General features: G+C 65.0%; 13 protein-coding genes. 10 read left to right on the top strand and 3 right to left on the bottom strand.

The window, feature by feature from the left end; all coding sequences use genetic code 11:
- The first annotated feature begins 131 nt into the window (after positions 1–131).
- The 4 genes from fabV (at position 132) to HF027_RS02115 (ending at position 3993) form a co-directional block, all read left to right on the top strand.
- Entirely contained in the window at positions 132–1331 is a 1200-nt protein-coding gene (gene fabV / locus HF027_RS02130) for an enoyl-ACP reductase FabV (protein ID WP_168012435.1), read from the top strand.
- Between the two features lie 65 nt (positions 1332–1396).
- Positions 1397–1600: a hypothetical protein gene (locus HF027_RS02125; protein ID WP_168012433.1), complete on the top strand. Its 204-nt coding sequence runs from the start codon at positions 1397–1399 to the stop codon at positions 1598–1600.
- A gap of 199 nt (positions 1601–1799) precedes the next feature.
- Positions 1800–2777: a GlxA family transcriptional regulator gene (locus HF027_RS02120; protein WP_209316383.1), complete on the top strand. Its 978-nt coding sequence runs from the start codon at positions 1800–1802 to the stop codon at positions 2775–2777.
- A gap of 184 nt (positions 2778–2961) precedes the next feature.
- On the top strand, positions 2962–3993 hold the full coding sequence (locus HF027_RS02115; protein ID WP_209316382.1) for an aldo/keto reductase: 1032 nt from the start codon (positions 2962–2964) through the stop codon (positions 3991–3993).
- A gap of 32 nt (positions 3994–4025) precedes the next feature.
- On the opposite strand, the gene HF027_RS02110 is transcribed toward HF027_RS02115, so the two are convergent.
- A complete protein-coding gene (locus HF027_RS02110; protein WP_168012431.1) occupies positions 4026–4961 on the bottom strand; it encodes a LysR family transcriptional regulator in 936 nt (311 codons plus the stop codon).
- A gap of 196 nt (positions 4962–5157) precedes the next feature.
- Here HF027_RS02110 and rluF point away from each other — a divergent pair, with 196 nt between their 5' ends.
- Positions 5158–6474, top strand: a complete 1317-nt coding sequence (rluF, locus tag HF027_RS02105; protein ID WP_245184441.1) for a 23S rRNA pseudouridine(2604) synthase RluF — start codon at positions 5158–5160, stop codon at positions 6472–6474.
- On the opposite strand, the gene HF027_RS02100 is transcribed toward rluF, so the two are convergent.
- Complete coding sequence (locus HF027_RS02100; RefSeq protein WP_168012429.1) at positions 6454–7086, bottom strand: class I SAM-dependent methyltransferase; 633 nt, start codon at positions 7084–7086, stop codon at positions 6454–6456. The genes rluF and HF027_RS02100 overlap by 21 nt on opposite strands.
- 185 nt (positions 7087–7271) lie before the next feature.
- Entirely contained in the window at positions 7272–8066 is a 795-nt protein-coding gene (locus tag HF027_RS02095) for an SDR family NAD(P)-dependent oxidoreductase (protein WP_168012427.1), read from the bottom strand.
- Between the two features lie 312 nt (positions 8067–8378).
- Here HF027_RS02095 and HF027_RS02090 point away from each other — a divergent pair, with 312 nt between their 5' ends.
- From HF027_RS02090 to astB, 5 genes are all read left to right on the top strand, one after another.
- Complete coding sequence (locus HF027_RS02090; protein WP_168012425.1) at positions 8379–9593, top strand: aspartate aminotransferase family protein; 1215 nt, start codon at positions 8379–8381, stop codon at positions 9591–9593.
- Between the two features lie 65 nt (positions 9594–9658).
- The gene (locus HF027_RS02085) at positions 9659–10723 is read left to right on the top strand and encodes an arginine N-succinyltransferase (RefSeq protein WP_168012423.1); all 1065 of its coding nucleotides are present in this window, start codon (positions 9659–9661) and stop codon (positions 10721–10723) included.
- Complete coding sequence (gene astA, locus HF027_RS02080; RefSeq protein WP_168012422.1) at positions 10723–11775, top strand: arginine N-succinyltransferase; 1053 nt, start codon at positions 10723–10725, stop codon at positions 11773–11775. The genes HF027_RS02085 and astA overlap by 1 nt, the downstream gene beginning before the upstream one ends.
- Before the next feature lie 112 nt (positions 11776–11887).
- Positions 11888–13357, top strand: coding sequence for a succinylglutamate-semialdehyde dehydrogenase (gene astD, locus HF027_RS02075; RefSeq protein ID WP_168012421.1), 1470 nt, complete (start codon positions 11888–11890; stop codon positions 13355–13357).
- Positions 13358–13377: 20 nt separating this feature from the next.
- Positions 13378–14727: an N-succinylarginine dihydrolase gene (astB, locus tag HF027_RS02070; protein WP_168012420.1), complete on the top strand. Its 1350-nt coding sequence runs from the start codon at positions 13378–13380 to the stop codon at positions 14725–14727.
- Positions 14728–14925 lie beyond the last annotated feature (198 nt).

The raw sequence follows: 14925 nt of genomic DNA, 5'->3' as shown, positions 1-14925 counted from the left end.
CTCTAGGTTGAGGTAGGCATCTTCGGTGATGGGCGCGGCCGACTCAAGGGGCGGACACTCGCGCGTCGAGTCGCTAGAATGTCGCCACTGTCATTTTGAAACTTCTTTTTTACCGACTGTCGAGGTTGCCTGTGATCATCAAACCCAAGGTTCGCGGTTTCATCTGCACCACCACCCACCCCGTCGGCTGCCAGCAGAACGTCCTCGAGCAGATCGAAGCCACCAAGGCGCGTGGTCTGGACAAGGCGAGCGGACCCAAGAAGGTGTTGGTGATCGGAGCCTCCAGCGGCTATGGCCTGGCGGCTCGCATCACGTCGGCCTTCGGCTACGGTGCCGATACCCTGGGCGTGTTCTTCGAGAAGCCCGGCACCGAGAAGAAGCCCGGCACCGCTGGCTGGTACAACTCGGCGGCTTTTGACAGGTTCGCCAAGCAGGAAGGGCTTTACAGCAAGTCGATCAACGGCGACGCCTTCTCCCATGAGGCCCGTGAGAAGGCCATCGAACTGATCAAGCAGGACATGGGGCAGGTCGACCTGGTGGTCTATTCGCTGGCCTCGCCGGTGCGCAAGCTGCCGGACAGCGGAGAGATGAAGCGCTCGGTGCTCAAGCCGATCGGCGAGACCTACCGCGCCACCGCCATCGATACCAACAAGGACGCCATCATCGAGGCCGAGGTCGAACCGGCCAACGAGCAGGAGATCCAGGACACCATCACCGTGATGGGCGGTGAAGACTGGGAACTGTGGATGAATGCCCTCGACGAGGCGGGTGTGCTGGCGCCGGGCGCCAAGAGCGTGGCCTTCAGCTACATTGGCACCGAGATCACCTGGCCGATCTACTGGCACGGGGCGCTGGGCAAGGCCAAGGAAGACCTGGATCGAGCCGCCCACGCCATCGACGCCAAGCTCAAGGCGACCGACGGTAGCGCCAACGTAGCCGTGCTCAAGTCCGTGGTGACTCAGGCCAGCGCCGCCATCCCGGTCATGCCGCTCTACATCGCCATGGTCTATAAGGTGATGAAGGAACAGGGCCTGCACGAGGGGACTATCGATCAGCTCAATCGTCTCTTCGGTGAAGCGCTCTATTCAGGTGGCCAGGTGGCAACCGATGACGCCGGACGCCTGCGTCTGGACGACTGGGAACTGCGTGACGATGTCCAGCAAGCCTGCCAGGACCTGTGGCCCAAGGTGACCACCGAGAATCTCTTCGACATTACCGACTATGCTGGTTACAAGCATGAGTTCCTCAAGCTGTTCGGCTTCGAGCGTGACGATGTCGATTATGACGCCGATGTGGATACTGTCGCCGATTTTGATGTCGTAAACCTGTAAGAGGCTGTCGGCGCCCTACTTGATGGTCTCTGCTGTCAATGACTCAGCAATCGCGGAGGTGCGTGATGGACACACGAACCAGTAAGGATTCCGAGGAAGAGCTTCAGCATTTCAAGGAGGTCAGCCAGCCAGAGGATTTCAACGACCCGGAACCTGATGCCAGTCAGCCTGAGGCTCGGGAGTCCGACCAAGGCCTTCACTGGTTGCTGCCCGTCGTGGTGGGGCTGGTGTTGGTGGCGGGCGTGGCCTTCGTGCTGTTGAAAGGCTGAGTGGCGAGGGCGCCACTTGTCGTAACCTATCTGTTCTGACGACCGCCTTCTGGCGGTCGTTGTCTTCCGGACGCCCGTCTCAGGTCGGGCGTTTTTCATGCTGGCACCGCGAGTTTCATCCTCGCTCCGCGAAGCTGTCGGCACAGCGTCGATGCCCTATGATGTGTTTCCCGCGCTAGCTGAATGATGGCGACTCTCGATGCCTGATCTACTTCTCGAGTCTTTGGCTCACACGCCGCCACGCCAGGTGGGGGTGCTGCTATTGCCCGGCTTTTCGCTGCTGGCGCAGGCCTGTGCGCTGGAGCCGCTGGCGGTAGCCAGCCAGATGGCCGGCCGGCGACTCTATGCGCCGGTTGCCTTCAGCCTCGATGGCCGGGCAGTGACCAGTGCCGCCGAGATGTCGCTGTCGCCCTCGCTGGGTGCAGGCGATGACGACCGGGACCTTGATCTGCTGCTGGTCTGTGCCCCCAGCCCCCTGGCGGCTGCACTGCCGTCGAGCCTGGTCGACTGGCTCAAACGCCTCGCGGGTCGTGGCGTGGTGCTGGGGGGCATCGCTGGCGGTGCCGAGGTACTGGCCTTGGCCGGCGTGCTCGATGGCTACCGGGCGACCCTGCCCTGGCAGCGGGTCGAGGCCGTGGGGCAGGATCATCCGCGTATCAACCTTTCCCCGCAGCTCTTCGAGATCGACCGTGATCGGCTGACCTGTGGGGGCGGGACCTCGGCCATGGACATGGTGATGACTCTGATCGGCATGCACCACGGCCAGCGCCTGGCCGAGAAGGTGTCCGAGCATTTCGTCTGTGAGCGCATCCGCATGGCCGATGAGCCCCAGCATGTGCCGTTGCGCTCACGGCTAGGCCATGCCCCGCAGAGCCTGATCGATGCCGTGTCGCTGATGGAAGCCAATATCGAGGAGCCCCTGACCACCCACGAGCTGGCCGAACACCTGGGCATCTCACGGCGACAGCTCGAGCGGCTGTACAAGAAGTACCTGCAGACGGTGCCGAGTCGCTATTACCTGGATCTGCGCCTGCAGGAGGCACGCAAGCTGTTGCGTGAGAGTGATCGCGCAGTGGGCGACATCGCCCTGCAGACCGGTTTTTCCTCCGGTGCTCACTTCTCCACCGCCTACCGCAACCATTTCGGCATGACGCCAAGGGAAGAGCGGCTGAGCTGAGCCGCAATGACGGGAGCATCGGCGAACATCGGTCCCTCGGCCAGGCACGCCAGCCGCGTGTGGCGGATGCGTGGCGGTGATGGGGCAATGGTGATGCTTTAAAGGTATTGCCAATTCGGCAATTCCCGCTCCGGCGCGTTCGCGCCATGCTGTGCCTCGACACTCCATCAGGACGAGGTAATGCATGACAACGCCCAACGTTTCTCCTTCCCCGCTGCCCCTGCGTGAACTCGGCCAGGGCCTGCGCGTTTCCAGCATGGGCTATGGTGCCATGGGGCTCAGCGAGTTCTATGGTGCCACCGATGAGGCCAATGCCCTGGCCATCCTGCACGAGGTCGTCGAGTCCGGCGTTACCTTGATCGATACCGCCGACATGTACGGTCGCGGCCACAATGAGCGCTTGATCGGTGAATTGCTGGCGTCACCCCGCGCCAGTGCCGGCCTGGCGGATCTCAAGGTGGCTACCAAATGTGGCATCGACCGGCCGGCCGATGCCAGCTATGCCCGCGGCATCAACAACCGCCCCGAGTACATCCGCGCCTGCTGCGAGGCTTCCCTCAAGCGCCTCGGCGTCGAACGCCTGGATCTGTATTACCTGCATCGTGTCGATCCGGCCGCGGATATCACCGAGACCATGGGCGTCATGCAGCAGCTCGTGGCCGAGGGCAAGGTGGCACATGTGGGGCTATGCGAGGTTTCGGCCGCTACCCTCAAGCAGGCCCATGAGGTCCACCCGGTGACGGCCCTGCAGACCGAATACTCGCTGTGGACGCGCGACATCGAGGCCGACATCCTGCCCACGGTCGAGGCGCTCGACATCGGCCTGGTGGCCTATTCGCCGCTGGGCCGGGGGTTCCTGACCGGGCGCATCGCGTCCAAGCAGGACCTGGCCGAGGATGACTTCCGCCGCCACAACCCGCGCTTTCAGGATGACTGCATGGCTCACAACCGGGCGCTCTTGAGCAGCGTCGAGGCCATTGCCCGGCGCCATTCGGCGACCCCGGGCCAGGTCGCGCTGGCCTGGCTGCTCGGCAAGTACGCGCGTCTGGTGCCCATTCCCGGCACGCGCCGCTCGCGCTATCTCCGGGAAAACCTCGGCGCCCTGTCGCTCGGCCTGACCCGGCAAGAGGTCGATGAACTGGAGGCCGTGATGCGGCCCGAGCGGATTCAGGGCGAGCGCTACAGCCCCGAGGGCATGAAGGGGGTCAACGCCTAGCCGTCGGCCCTGACCCGGGTGTCAGGCGTGGCTCAGGTGACACGATAGCGGCCATGCTCGACCCGGCATGACAAGGCCTCTATCAGCTGCCGCGCCTGCTGGCGTTGTTCATCGACGCGCCAGACCAGATGAATATCGATGGCCAGGCGGCGCTGCAGGGTGGGTGCCAGTTCGCGATACACCACGCCGACGCGGCTGGCGGCGAGCATCGAGGCGGGCAGCAGGGCAAGCCCCTCGCCGTTGGCGATCCTTGCCAACAGCGTGATGTGGTCCGCCGGCTCGGTCAGGCGCGGTGGGTGGTAGTCAGCGGCGCTGAACACCGCCTCGCAGCGATCGAAGAAGGCCGGGTTATCGGGACGTGGGAACCAGTAGAGAGAGGTATCGGCAATGTCTGCCAGGTCGATGACCTCGTGCATCGCGGCTGGATGCTGGGCCGGCAGCGCGACCACCAGCGGGTCGGTGGCGATATGAGTGATGCCTAGCCCTGCCGGCAGCCGTTCGAATTCTCCGACGATGGCCAGATCAATCTGCGAAGCGGCCAGGCGCTCGATCAGGTGTTTCGTGTAGTTATGCTCCAGCCGCGCCTGATGGTGGCTTCTCGCCTGGGTCAGTGTCTCGTGCAGGGCGGGGAACTGGCTGAAGTCGAGCACGCTGGTGAGGCCGATGCGAATATCCCGCTCGGCATCTTCCTGGTGGGCGAGGCGGGTGGCCACGGCGGCCTCCAGCTGGTTCAGCAGGCACTCGGCCTCGACCAGAAAGGCCTGGCCGGCGCCGGTCAGGGCGACCCGGTGAGTGTCACGATCGATCAGGCGCGTGCGCAGCAGCGTTTCCAGGGCATGGATCTGTCTCGACAGCGGTGGTTGAGACATGTTCAGGCGCTGGGCGGCGCGGCGGAAATTGAGCTCCTGGGCCACGGCCACGAAGCACTGCAGCTGCTTGATGGTAGGCAAGCGAGGGGAAAGGTGCATGATATGAGCCTGGTCGGTCGAGGAGCCTGCTGGCGAGCGGGGTGTTTACCTGCGGTGGTGGCTATCACGAACAGGACGGGGGCGCTGGCGGCTACGATTATAGCAACGATGATTGCGCGCACTAGCCCGCGGCCACTGGGCGCGGGCGGCCCAGGGCGCTACCATTGGCCGACATTCATTCGTGCAGGAAGCGGCGATGGCGCGAGATGCGCCTCGACAGTCGCGTCATGCCCCGGCTACCCACGGTTTTCTCATGGCACTCGACCAAAGCGATACCCGCCTCAACAAGTTCATCAGCGAGACCGGCATCGTGTCGCGTCGCGAGGCCGACCGGCTGATCGAGGAGGGGGCGGTGAAGGTCAATGGCCGTCGTGCCGAGATGGGCATGCGGGTGACCGATGCCGACCGGGTGACGGTGCGCGGCAAGCCGCTGCGCCCCAAGCCCCGGCCGGTCTACCTGCTCTACAACAAGCCGGTCGGGGTGACCTGCACCACCGACCCTGCTGACCCGACCAACATCGTCGATGCGGTCAATTATCCCGAGCGCATCTTCCCCATCGGGCGGCTCGACAAGCCCTCCCAGGGCCTGATCCTGCTGACCAATGACGGCGATATCGTCAACAAGATCCTGCGTGCTGGCAACGCCCACGAAAAGGAATATCAGGTGCGGGTCGATCGCCCGATCAATCAGGCCTTCATCGAGCGCATGGGCGCGGGTATTCCGATTCTCGGCACCATGACCCAGCCCTGCCCGGTCCGCCAGACCGGGCCCAACAGCTTCACCATCGTGTTGACCCAGGGGCTCAATCGCCAGATACGTCGCATGACCGAGTATCTGGGCTATGAGGTCACCTACCTCAAGCGCGTGCGGCTGATGAACATTCATCTGGCCGGCTTGTCATCCGGCCAGTGGCGCGAGCTGGGCGCCGATGAGATGGCGACGCTTGACGCCATGCTGGGGGATTCGCGCAAGACCGAAGACGCCTCCTTGCCCAAGCGCAAGGCACGCCCCGGCACTAAAGGGACCGGCAAATCAGGAGCTGGGGCGTCAGGCGCGGGCAAGCCCGGCGCCAAGCGCACCGCCGGGTCAGAACCGCGTAAGCCAGGTACGGGTAAGCCGGGGCAGGGCAAATCAGGTCAGAGCAAGTCCGGTCAGGGAAAGTCCGGTTCAACTCAGGGAAAGCCCAAGCGGGCGATCAAGCAGGGCACAGGCACGGCAGGCGATGGGCAGAGCACCAAGCCCAGACGCGCGATCAAGCAGACATCGTCCTCGGATGCCGGCAAGCCCGGTCAAGCCAAGCCCGGTCAGGCTAAATCCAGCCAAGCTAAGTCCAGTCAGGAACGGAGCGGACAAGGCAAGCCCAGCCACGGTGCCCAGGCCAAGGGCAAGCCCGCCGGCAAGGGCGGTCAGGGCAAGGCGGGGTCTGGTAAGCAAGCTGGCAAGCAAGGTGGTAAACCCGCCAGCAAGGGCGGCGGCCGCCCCGCACGCCACTCACCGCGCGGTCGTTCCTGACTTTCTTGCCAGCAGGGCGCGAAACAGCTCACCCATCATCGCCGGTTCGTCATTCTCGATGGTAAAGCCTGCGTCTTGCAGCAGTGGCCTGGCCTGACGGGTGATATCGGTGGCGATGGCGCTGGTCACCAGGTTCAGGGTCCGCCGCCCAAGACCCGCCGGGCGGTTATCGGGCTGAAACTTGTCCAGCACACATAGCTGACCTTCATCGGCGAGTACCCGGTGGGCCTCGCTCAGGCCCTGTTCGGGGTGCGGCATCACCGCGAGAATCAGGTGCATGATTACCACATCGAAGTGGCCATCCGGGTAGTCGAGATGCTCGCCATCCATGACCCGGGCGCTGGCATCAAAGCCCAGTCGATCCGAGCGTGTCTGGAAGCGCCGCACCATGGCCGGGGCGAGATCGGTACCATGCAATTCGATACTGCGAGGCAACCAGGGGAGATCGAGCCCGGTACCCGCGCCGACAATCAGCACCCGCTGACCGGCTTGCCATCCCACTGCGTCGAGTGCCTGGCGCCTTGCGCGACGGAAGGCGCGGTCGGCCACCAGGTCATAGACCGGGGCATAGAGGCTATAGCGCCAGCGGTTCCAGCCGGTGGTGTTGAACATGGCGCCTGCCTCCTTTGAGCATTTTTCTCGATCCCTGCCTGGCATCATGCGCCAGACACGCAAGCCTGAGAAGAGGTCTGCGCGCTGTTGCTCGCACTTGGCAAGACTTGGTGTCTTGCCTTGAAGGCCGCCGGCATGGCAGCGGGACCGATATCGCATCATCAACGCCTGATGGCGAGTGGCGATCAGGCCATGCTGTCGACGATGCCGCCTTCTACCTTCAGCGCCGCGCCGGTGGTGGCGCTGGCCTGGGGCGAGGCCGCATAGACGCTCATGTTGGCGACCTCTTCAGGGGTTGCCAGGCGCTGGATGATCGAGGAAGGGCGGTTCTCCTGAACGAAGCGGGCTTCCATTTCCTGCTGCGAGATACCTGCCTCATCGGCGGCCTGCTTGATCATCTCGAGCACGCCTTCGGAGCGGGTCGGCCCTGGCAGAATGGCGTTGACGGTGACGTTGGTGCCGGCGAGCACCTTGGCAAGCCCTCGGGAAATCGACTGCACGGCGCTCTTGGTCATGCCGTAGTGGACCATCTCGCTTGGAATGTTAAGCGCCGATTCGCTGGACAGGAACTGGATGCGACCCCAGTCGCGATCGCGCATGCCCTTGGCATAATGACGCGACAGGCGCACCGCGCTCATCACGTTGACGTCGAAGAACTGCTGCCAGGTGTCATCGTCGGTCTCGAAGAAGTCCTGTGGTCCGAAGATGCCGACGTTGTTGATCAGGATATCGGTGTCGGGCTTGGCGGCGATCAGTGCCTGGCAGCCTTCCGCGGTGCCGAGATCCGCGGCGACTCCCGATATACTGGCCCTGGGATGCGCTTCTTGAAGGCTCGAGATGGCGTCATCGACCCGGGCCTGAGTGCGCCCGGTGATCACCACCTCGGCGCCGGCGTCGACGAGACCCTGCGCGATGGCGTAGCCGATGCCGGCGGTGGAACCGGTGATGACGGCGTGCTTGCCGGATAGATCGATATGCATGTGGCAGACTCCTTGTTGAGGCCCTGACGGGTGGATCAAGCATCCCTGACGGAATCGAAAAGGAATTTTTAGCGTGCTAATAAGAATGGGGCATTCACCGTATTCTTCAAGGGGCGTCTGCAGGGCAGGTTGCCAGGCAGCGCCTGAACCCCGAGCCCGCGGGTGGGCTTTTTCTGGCATCGGCAAGGGGGTTCACTTGCCCGACAGTCGCCCGCCGCTTTTCATAATTCACCGTCCCATCGCTGAAAGCCTTGCGTGACGAGGCCCCCGTATACTCTTTCAATACCTAGATCCAAAAGGATGGAACAGATCATGACCTATACCCCGAGCCGTAGCGATTTTGACCACTACATGACGCCGAACTACTCGCCTCAGCAGGTGATTCCGGTACGCGGCGAGGGGAGCCGGCTGTGGGACCAGGACGGTCGCGAGTACATCGACCTCGCCGGCGGCATCGCCGTCAACGCCCTAGGCCACTGCCACCCGGTGCTGGTCAATGCCCTCAAGGATCAGGCCGACAAGCTGTGGCACCTGTCCAACATCTACACCAATGAACCGGCCCTGAAGCTTGCCAGGACACTCACCGAGCGTACCTTCGCCGACAAGGTGTTCCTGTGCTCCTCCGGTGGCGAGGCCAACGAGGCAGCGCTCAAGCTGGCGCGTCGCTGGGCCTACAACGAGCATGGCGAGCACAAGGACAAGATCATCTCCTTCCGCCAGTCGTTCCATGGCCGTACCTTCTTCACCGTCAGCGTCGGTGGTCAGCCCAAGTATTCCCAGGGCTTCGGACCGGTACCGGGCGGCATCCTGCACGCCGAGTTCAATGACCTCGAGGCGGTGCGTGAACTGATGGGCGACGACACCTGCGCGGTGATGGTCGAGCCGATGCAGGGCGAGGGCGGTATCGTGCCGGCCACCCAGGCATTCCTCGAGGGCCTGCGGGCGCTGTGTGACGAGCACCAGGCGCTGCTGATCTTCGACGAGGTACAGACCGGCATCGGCCGCAGCGGTTCCTTGTTTGCCTATATGGAATACGGCGTGACCCCGGACATCCTGACCAGCGCCAAGTCGCTGGGCGGCGGTTTCCCGGTCGGCGCCATGCTGACCACCGATGCCATCGCCCCGGCGCTGGGTATCGGTACTCATGGGTCCACCTACGGCGGCAACGCCCTGGCCTCCGCCGTGGCACTGGCCGCCGTCGAGTTCATCGATACCCCCGAGGTGCTCGAGGGCGTCAAGCGTCGTCATGCGCTGTTTTGTGAACGGCTTGAGGAGATCAATCAGAAGTACGGCGTGTTCGAGGAAGTGCGTGGCATGGGCATGCTGATAGGGGCCCAGATGGCGCCGGCCTATGAGGGGCGCGCCAAGGAAATCCTGCCGCTGGCCATCGAGGAGGGCCTGATGGCGCTGATCGCCGGGCCTAATGTGTTGCGCCTGGCGCCGTCGCTGGTGATTCCCGAGGACGACATCCGCGAGGGCATGGCGCGCCTCGAGCGGGCCATTGCCAAGTTCGTCGCCCAGGCATGAGCGTGTCCATGACGGCCTCCGCCCTCGGTTCATCGCCCACTCATGGTTCAGATGGAGGACAGCCCATGCTGGTCGTTCGCCCTGCGAGATCGTCGGACCTGCCGGCGCTCGAGCGCCTGGCCGGCACCGCCACGCCGCGCCTGACCAATCTGCCGGCCCACCGTGACCGTCTCGAGGAGCGGATCACTCGCTCCCAGCGTTCCTTCGGTCGTGTGGTCGACTTTCCCGAGGACGAGCACTACACCTTCGTGCTCGAGGACCGGGAGCGTGGTGAGGTGGTGGGCACCGCCACCATTCGCGCCCAGGCCGGGGCGGTGGATGCCTACTACACCTACCGTCAGGAGACCCTGATTCACGCCTCGCAGCAGCTCAATGTGCGCCGCGAGGTACAGACCCTGTCGCTGTCTCATGAGGTCTCCGAGGCGTCGCTTTTGTGCGCGCTGTCGCTGGACCCGCGCTACAAGGGCACCAGCGCCGAGAGCCTCTTGCGCCGGGCGCGGCTGATGTTCATCGCCCAGTATCCGGAGCGCTTCGCCGATCTGTTGGCGGTGGCCTTCCCTGGCTTTCTCGATGAGTCGGGCGAGTCGCCGTTCTGGGCAAGCGTCGGTCAGCACTTCTTCCAGCGCGGCTATCAGGAGATCAACCATATCGCCGGGGTGCGCTCGAAGAGTTTCATTGCCGAGGTGATGCCGCAGTTCCCGCTCTATCTGCCGCTGCTCACGCCCCCGGCGCGGGCCGCCATCGGCCGCGAGCATCCGGATCACGAAGCGGCACTCGAGGAGATGCTGGCCGAGGGCTTCGTGCGCAGCCGTCATGTCGACATCTTCGATGCGGGGCCGGTGATCAAGGGCGAGCGTGACCGCCTGGAAACCTTCCGCCGCGCCAGCTGGCATCCGGTGCGCATTCGCCCGGCGAGCTCGCTGCCCGATGCGGAGCCGGCGATGATCGCCAACCAGAAGCTCGGTGATTTCCGCTGCGTGGTGGCTCGCTATGCGCTGTCGCCTACCGGTCAGTTGATGCTCTCGCCCGAGCACGCCGAGATCCTCGGCGTCGAGGAGGGCCGCGCCGTGCTGGCCGCGCCGCTGTCGCTGCCTGACGCCATTGATGCCCTCGACGAAGGAGAACTGTGATGCGCATTCGTCCGATTGCCCGTGGCGACCTGGACGGCCTGCAGGCCCTCTCCCGACAGACTGGCGTAGGTTTTACCTCGCTGCCCGATAACCGCGACTTCCTGGCCAGCAAGATCGAGTCGGCGGCGCGCGCCTTCGAGGAACGCACCCCGGTCGATGACCGCCTGTATTTCTTCGTGCTGGAAGACGAAGAGAACGGCGAGCTGGCCGGTTGCTGCGCCATCGAGGCCCAGGTAGGGCGTGAGGTGCCCTTCTATCACTACCGGCTCGGCACCCTGGCGCATTCCTCGGTGCAGCTCGACCTGCATCGCACCATCGACACCCTGTTCCTGAGTTCGGACCACACCGGTGATGCCGAGGTGGCCTCGCTGTTCCTGCGCCAGGAGTATCGCGGTGCGGATCGACGCCACGAACGCAACGGCGCCCTGTTGTCCAAGGCGCGCTGGCTGTTCATGGCGCAGTTCCGCGACCGGTTTCCGGACAAGGTGCTGGCCGAGATGCGCGGCGTCTTCAACGAGGAAGGCGTGAGCCCCTTCTGGGAGAACCTGGGCAGTCATTTCTTCCCGCTCAATTTCAACCAGGCCGACCGCCTGACGGGCCTGGGCCAGAAGAGCTTCATCGGCGAGCTGATGCCCAAGTTCCCGATCTACACCACCTTCCTCTCCGAAGAGGCCCAGGCCTGCATCGGCGAAGTGCACGAGCACACCCGTCCGGCGCTCGAGATGCTCAAGAAGGAAGGGCTGCGCTGGGAAGGCTATATCGACATCTTCGATGCCGGCCCCACTGTAGAAGCCTATATCGATGACGTGCGCGCGGTGCGCCTGTCGACGCTCTGTCAGGTGGAGGTGAGCAGCGGAATCACCGCCGAGGCCGCGGGTGAGATGCCACAAGGCGAACGCCCGCAATGGATGGTCTCGACCACCGCCATGGTCGGCTTCTGCGCCTGCTGGGTGGGCCGTGGTCCCGAGGGCGAGATCATCACCCTGAGCGAGGCCGAGGCTCATCGCCTGGGCGTCGTCGCCGGCGACACCGTGCGGGTGCTCGGCACCTGAACCGCCGACGGCGGATAACCCTTCTCGACCGGGCGCCACGGCAGTGCCGCGCGCCCGGTTCGTCACCCACTTCGCGAGCGCGGCGCCCCCGCCGCGCCGAGGGAGAGATTTCATGCACGCCAAGCAGCAACTCCTGATCGGCGGTACCTGGCTTCCCGGTGAGGCCGAGGGCTTCGTCAAGATCGACCCGGTATCCAACGACACCCTCTGGCAGGCCGCCAGCGCCAGCGCCGAGCAGGTCGGCGCCGCGGTCGATGCCGCCCGCGCCGCCTTCCCGGCCTGGGCCCGCATGCCCTTCGCCGAGCGCCAGGCGCTGATCGAGCGCTTTCGTGACGTGCTCGACAACCGCCGTGAGGTGCTGGCCACCGCCATCGCCCAGGAAACCGGCAAGCCGCTCTGGGAGGCCAGAACCGAGGTCGGCGCCATGATCGGTAAGGTCGCGCTGTCGGTTTCCGCCTATCACGAGCGCACCGGTGAACGCAGCAAGGACGTCAACGGCACCACCGCGGTGCTGCGCCATCGCCCCCACGGCGTGCTGGCGGTATTCGGCCCCTACAACTTCCCCGGTCACCTGCCCAACGGGCACATGGTGCCGGCGCTGCTGGCCGGCAACTGCGTGGTCTTCAAGCCCAGCGAGCAGACCCCTCTGACTGCTGATCTGACGCTGCAGTGCTGGCGCGAGGCCGGCCTGCCGGACGGCGTGATCAACCTGGTGCAGGGCGCCGCCCCGGTTGGCCAGGCGCTCTCCGCGCATCCCGGCATCGATGGTTTGCTGTTCACCGGCAGCGCCAAGGTCGGCGGCATCCTGCAGCGCCAGTTCGCGGATCAGCTCGACAAGATCCTGGCCCTGGAGCTCGGCGGCAACAACCCGCTGGTGGTCAAGGACGTGCCCGATGAGCGTGCCGCGGTGCTGGCCATCCTGCAGTCGGCGTTTCTTTCCGGCGGTCAGCGCTGCACCTGCGCGCGCCGCCTGATCGTGCCGGAGGGCCCGGTCGGCGATCGCCTGATCGAATCGTTAATCACGGCCATGGCCAAGCTGCGAGTGGCCGGTCAGTTCAGCGAGGACACGCCCTTCTACGGCGGCTTGGTCAGTGTCGAGGCCGCCGATGGCCTGCTCAAGGCCCAGGACGAGCTGGAAGGCATGGGTGGCCAGGTGCTTGCGCGCATGCAGCGCCTGGAAGAGAACACCAGCCTGCTGTCGCCTTCGCTGATCGACGTCACCGGCATCGACGTGCCCGACGAGGAACACTTCGGCCCGCTGCTCAAGGTGTATCGCTACGGCGACTGGGACGAGGCGATCGCACTGGCCAACGACACCCGCTATGGCCTCTCCGCCGGCCTGATCGGCGGCGAGCGGGATGACTGGGATGACTTCCTGCTGCGCATCCGCGCCGGCATCGTCAACTGGAACCGCCAGACCACCGGCGCCTCCGGCGATGCCCCCTTCGGCGGGGTAGGCGACAGCGGTAACCATCGCCCCAGTGCCTACTATGCAGCGGACTACTGCGCCTATCCGGTCGCCTCCATGGAAGCCGAGAGCCTGGTGTTTCCCGAGACCCTGCCGGCGGGGGTGCACTTGTGAGCGAGTCTGTGAGAGATACGGTGAACGCGATCGACGTGCGAGAAGTGAACTTCGATGGCCTGGTCGGGCCGACCCACAACTACTCGGGGCTGGCTCACGGCAACGTGGCCTCGATGAGCCACGGCGGCCTGGTCTCCAATCCCCGGGAAGGGGCTCTGCAGGGCCTTGGCAAGATGAAGTCGCTCAAGGATGCTGGCTACGCTCAGGGCGTGTTGCCCCCCCAGCAGCGCCCGGATATTGGCGCCCTGCGTGAACTGGGCTTCAGCGGTAGCGATGGTGAGGTGCTTGCTCGTGCCGCCAAAGAAGCGCCGCAGCTGCTGCGTGCGGTGTGTTCGGCCTCCAGCATGTGGACCGCCAATGCCGGTACCGTGACGCCGAGCGTCGATGCCCCGGACGGCCGGGTGCACTTCACGCCGGCCAACCTGCAGTCGAGCTTCCACCGCTATCTGGAGCCGCAGACCACCGGGCGGGTGCTGTCGGCGATGTTCAAGCACGAGGGCCACTTCGCCCATCATCCGGTGCTGCCGGCGACACCGGCCTTCTCCGATGAGGGCGCGGCCAACCACACCCGCCTGTGCGGCGCCTACGGTGAGCCCGGCGTGCACCTGTTCGTCTACGGCCGCCAGGCGTTCGGCGGCGATGGTGTCGAGCCCAAGCGTTACCCGGCTCGCCAGACATTGGAGGCCAGCCAGGCGGTCGCCCGCCAGCATGGCCTGACGGACGCACAGACGGTGTTCGCCCAGCAGCACCCCGGCGCCATCGACGCCGGCGTCTTCCACAACGACGTGATCGCGGTGGGCAACGGCCCGGTGCTGCTTTACCACGCCAAGGCCTTCCGCAATGAAGAGGGCACCCTGGACGAGCTGCGCGCCAAGATGGCCACGCCCTTGATCCCGGTGCGGGTGCCAGAAGAGGCGGTCAGCCTCGAGGACGCTGTGGGGTCGTATCTCTTCAACTCGCAGCTGCTTTCGAACCCGGATGGCTCGATGACCCTGGTGGTGCCCGGTGAATGCCAGGAGAACGAGGCCGTGTGGCGCACCATTCAGGACCTGCTGATCGCCGGCGCGAACCCGATCAACGAGGTGCTGGTCAAGGACGTCAAGCAGAGCATGCGCAACGGCGGCGGCCCCGCCTGTCTGCGCCTGCGGGTGGCGTTGTCCGAGGCCGAGCGCGCCGCCGTGACCGGCCGAGTGCTGCTCAACGACGGCCTCTACGGCGATCTCATCACCTGGGTCGAACGCCACTACCGCGACCGCCTGGCCGTGGAGGATCTGGCCGACCCGCAGCTGGCCGTCGAGACCCTCACCGCCCTGGATGAGCTGACGAGCCTCCTCGAGATCGGTTCGGTGTATCCCTTCCAGCTGGGCTGATAGATAGACCAGCGCACTGATGCTTCTGCCCGATGCGCCCTCGTTGACCAACCCGGTCGGCGAGGGCGTTTTTAGTGCCCCAAGGCTCGAGCCTTTTACCGTGCCACTTTTTAACAGGACCCGGGGCTGGCACTTTCTGTCGTGCCACTTTTTAACATGCCCCGGGACTGGCACAGTAACGCCCCATGATCGTTCACT

Origin of the sequence: Halomonas salinarum (assembly GCF_012062845.1) — a bacterium.
GTDB classification, from domain to species: Bacteria; Pseudomonadota; Gammaproteobacteria; order Pseudomonadales; family Halomonadaceae; genus Onishia; species Onishia salinarum.
This window is presented reverse-complemented; position numbering and strand designations above follow the sequence as displayed.